Below are 4,141 nucleotides of genomic sequence, written 5' to 3' on the forward strand. Positions count from 1 at the left end.
GCCGCCCGCGCCGCCAACGCCGCCGCCGCGTACGCCGTCGCCCGGCGCGGCCCCGCCACCGCGCCCACCACGGCCGAACTCCTCGCCTTCCTCGGCCCCGACCCCCTCGCGGAGCGCCTGTCCGCCATGGCGTGAACGCCGCCGCCCGCTCCGTCCCGAGCGGGCGGCGGCACCCCGTCCTCCGCTCCCACGTCACCGCCCGCCCGGGCCGGGCACCACACGCGTTTCCAGGCCGCGTACGCGGTAGACGCAGGTGTCGTCGGCCCACAGGGTCGCCTCGGCGCAGGCGTGGGCGCCGCCGGGAGTCGCTTCCGCCTCCAGGATCTCCATCTCGATCCGGACCCGGCGGTCCGCCGGGGTGACCTGGCCGCGGTAGGTCCAGGTCAGCTCGGTCCCCGGCGCCGTCACGAAGCGGGGGGAGGCGATACCGGCCGTCAGCCCGCTCTCCCGCACATGGTGCTGGAGCAGCTGGTACATCGCCTCGATGCCCAGCGAGCCGGGCTGTACCGGGTCCTGGAAGAAGTGGGACCGGAAGTACCACGCGCCGGGGTCCACCTCCTGCTCCGCGCGGAGCAGGCCGCGTCCGGCCCGGCCGCCCTCGGGCCAGTAGCCCGTGACACGGTCCAGCATGCGCAGCATGGGGCCGGGCGCGGGCGGTTCCCGCCGGGCGGCGGGTGCGGTGAGATCCGCCTCGTACGCGCACGGTGCGGCCAGGCGGGCCCGGTCCGAGGCGGACACCGGGAGGCCGGGCCGGTCGGCGAAGGACGAGGCAGGGAAGTAGCCGAACACCGTGGACACCGTGAACAGGGGCGCGCCGCCGCCCGTGCACGTGACGTCGAACGCCTCGATGATCATGTCCCCGTTGCGGGAGACACGGGTCAGGCGGGCCCGCGTGCGGACGGTCCCGGTCAGGGGCGTGACCTCGCCCGTGACGGTCCCGGAGCCGTCGAGATTGCGGAAGCGCAGGTCGGTCGTGGTGGTCAGCGCGCTGCCCACGTACGAGGCCAGCCACCCGCAGGGTTGCAGCGCGACCTCGAGCAGCACGGCGAAGGGCATCGCGCGGCCGTCGCCCTCGCGGAAGTACCAGGCGTCGGCGGGCACGTCGTACTCCGCGACGACCTCACTGCCCTCCCGCATGCCGCCCTGCGGGCCCGTCACGGAGGCGACCCGGCTCATGAAGTGGTACGGGGGGCCGGGCAGCCGCGCGACCTGGCGGGTGCCGTCGAAGACCGCGTACGGGGCGCCGAACGCCTCGCTCGGCCTGCCCCACGCACACGCCAGCAAGGAGTCGTGGCCGAAGCGGAACCCGTCCACCTCGGCGACCGGGCCCCGCTCCCCGCCCACCGTCTCCGGTACGGCGGTGCCGCCGCCCTCCAGGGCGGGCCCGCCCGTGTGCCGCCACTGCGAGAGCGGCCAGTCCGGCACCAGGCGCAGCGCCACGTCCCGGCCGTGGAACGCCTTCACCCCGTCCACGGAGCCGAGCACCTCCGCGTACAGGGTCGGCACCGGCCCCGAGGAGACCCCGCGCACGAACACCTCGTACACGATCCGCCCGCTCTCCGGCGTCGCCTGCCCCCGGCACTCCGCCGTGAAGGGCGCCTCGCCGACGGGCTCGAACCGCCAGCCGTCCCTGTCCACGGTGAAGCCCATGGCCGTGAGGTAGAAGGCCATGGCCTGGAGCCCGCCCTGGAGCATCAGCGTCCCCGGCATGCACGGGTCGTTCTCGAAGTGCCCGGCGAAGAACCAGTCGTCGGGCGATACGGGCGTCTCGGCGCGCAGATAACCCCGCCCCCAGGGGCCGCCGCCCGGGTCGAACGCGGTCACCTCGTGGAGCAGCAGCAGACGCTCCCCGTCGATCCTCGGGGTGCGGACGTGGGCGGCCGTGGCCTCCCAGCCGCGCCCGAAGCACTCCGCGGGCCGGCCTCGCGCGAGCGACCGCACCCGCGCCGCCGTGAAGGAGGCCGCCTCGCAGCGCACCCGCGGCGGGTCGAGCGGGAGGTCGTCGCCGGGCGGACTGCCCTCCGGCGACCACCGGACGCCGCCGCTCGCGGCGAGTTCGGCCGGGGTGAAGAAGCCCGCCCGCCCGTCCCTGACGCTGAGCCGGCGTTCGCCGTCCACGGTGCAGTCGTAGCGGAAGAAGAAGAGCAGCACGCCGTCGTGCTCGGCGTGGCCGTCGACGTGGATCTCGTAGCGCGCCGTGTCACCCGGTCCCGGCGGCGGTCCGTGGAATGTGACCTCGCAGCCCAGCAGCCGGTAGGCGCGCTCGCCCCCGTTGCGGAGGTCCACGCCGAGCCAGCTCAGCAGCAGCAGATCGGCCTGGCCCGCCTCGATCATGAGCCCGGCGGGCATCCGCCCGGTGGCGTCCAGGTACCAACTGTCCCCGCGCACATCGGTCTCGGTCCAGATCGTGCCGCCGACGCGCGCCCCGGGACCCGCGACGAGCGCGGCGGGCTCGGCGTCGATGCCGGTGACGCGGTCGGCGAGGAGCATGGGCGGCGCGGGCATCCGCGTCTGCACCGCGTACGCGTCCTGAGCGGCGAACCGCGGCCCGAAGAGGGCGGAGATCCTGCCGGAGGCCAGGTACTCCAACTGCGCCCGGTCGAACCTCGGCCCGGGGAGGGGCGGAGGGGACGAGGCGGGGGCGGGTCGTGGGAGGCTCGCGGGAGGGAGGGCGGGGGAGCCCGTGCCCGGGTGCGCCAGCGCGGCGATCGCCTGGGCCGAGACCTCCAGGAACGCCCGGTGCGCGGCGACGTGGCGGGCGGTCAGGTCCTGGTGGAGCGCGCCGACCCGCTCGCTGTGCCGGGCCACAAGGGCGCGGAGGCTCGTGGGGGAGGGGGATGAAAATGGGGCTCGGGTTGTCGGGGCTGGGTTTGTCGGCGCTGCTGCGGCAGGCGCGCCGGGCTCGGGCACCGGGAGCAGGGCGGGCGCTCTCGGCAGGGGGCGCGGCGGCACGTCCACCGCCGCCGGGCGGGACAGCGCCTCCGCGACCGCCGGGGAGGGCGGTCCCGGGACGGTCACGGTACGGACGGGGCCGGGCGCGTCCACCTCCGCGACGGCCGCCGCGAGCCGGTCGAAGAGCGCCTCGGCCCGTACCGGCACCCCGGCGACGACGAGTTCGGCGACCGCGAGGCACAACTGCCGCAGACCCTGGTCGCCTTGGGCGTCGAGCGCGACGGCCACGTGCTCCCTGTCCCCGAGCACCCGCCCGATCCAGCCGGTGCACAGCCCCCGGGGGCCGTGCTCGACGAAGACCCGCACACCGTCCGCCCACGCCTGTTCCACCGTGCCCGCGAAGTCGATCGTCCCGAGGCCCTGCGCGGTCAGCGCGTCCGCGACCCGTTCGGTCGTCGGCTCGTACGCCCGCCCGCTCGCCCCGCTGTAGAACCGCACCCCCGGCACCGCCACGGTGGGCCTGCGGTGGACCGCGCGCCAGGAGTCCCGTACCTCCGCCACCTCCGGCGCGTGCGCCGCGATGTCGTAGTCGATCGCGAAGGCACGGTCCGTGCCGAGCCGTGCCACGACGGCGCGGCACGCCCGTTCCTCGCCCCCGATGACGCAGACGCCGGGCGCGTTGACCGCCATGAGATGGACGGCGGCCTCCCCGGCGAGTTCCGCGCGGACCACGTCGACAGGCGCGGTGACCAGGTGACTCGCCCAGCGTTCGCCCCGTACGCCCGCGCGCTCCCACACGCGGCGGACCGCCCGCAGTTCACCGGTCAGCTCGGTCGTGAACAGGCCGCTGTCCCGCGTGGCCGCGTACAGTCCCGCCGCGTCCGGCCAGGCCCCCAGGGCGATGAGCGCGGCGGACTCGCCGGAGGAGTACCCGATGGCCGCGTCCGGGCGCAGACCCAGCAACTCCCGCGTGAGCACGGTGTGGTGGGTCGCCAGTTCGGCCGCGCCCCAGATCTGGCCGAGCACCCCGCTCGCCTCCCGCAAGGGACCGCCGAGCGGCCCGTGCGCCGCCCGGACCGCCTCGCCGAGCGAGGGCAGCGCGAGCGCCAGCGCGCGCCCCATCCCGGGGTAGGAGGCGGAGCCGTTGGTGTACACGAAGGCGGTGCGCCCGGCCACCGGCCGCTCCCGGTAGCGCACCCCGCTCGGCCGGACCCCGCCCCGCTCCAGCCAGCGCCGGGCGGCGGCACGG

1 protein-coding gene is annotated in these 4,141 nt (G+C 76.3%); it reads right to left on the reverse strand.

All coding sequences use genetic code 11. The features are described 5' to 3' along the window. Window positions 1-192 precede the first annotated feature (192 nt). The coding region (locus tag G3I42_RS25255; RefSeq protein ID WP_343244659.1) for an acyltransferase domain-containing protein at window positions 193-4,141 on the reverse strand (3,949 nt) is incomplete at its 5' end.

It is taken from the genome of Streptomyces sp. SID11385 (assembly GCF_010548245.1).
In the GTDB taxonomy this organism is placed as follows: Bacteria; Actinomycetota; Actinomycetes; order Streptomycetales; family Streptomycetaceae; genus Streptomyces.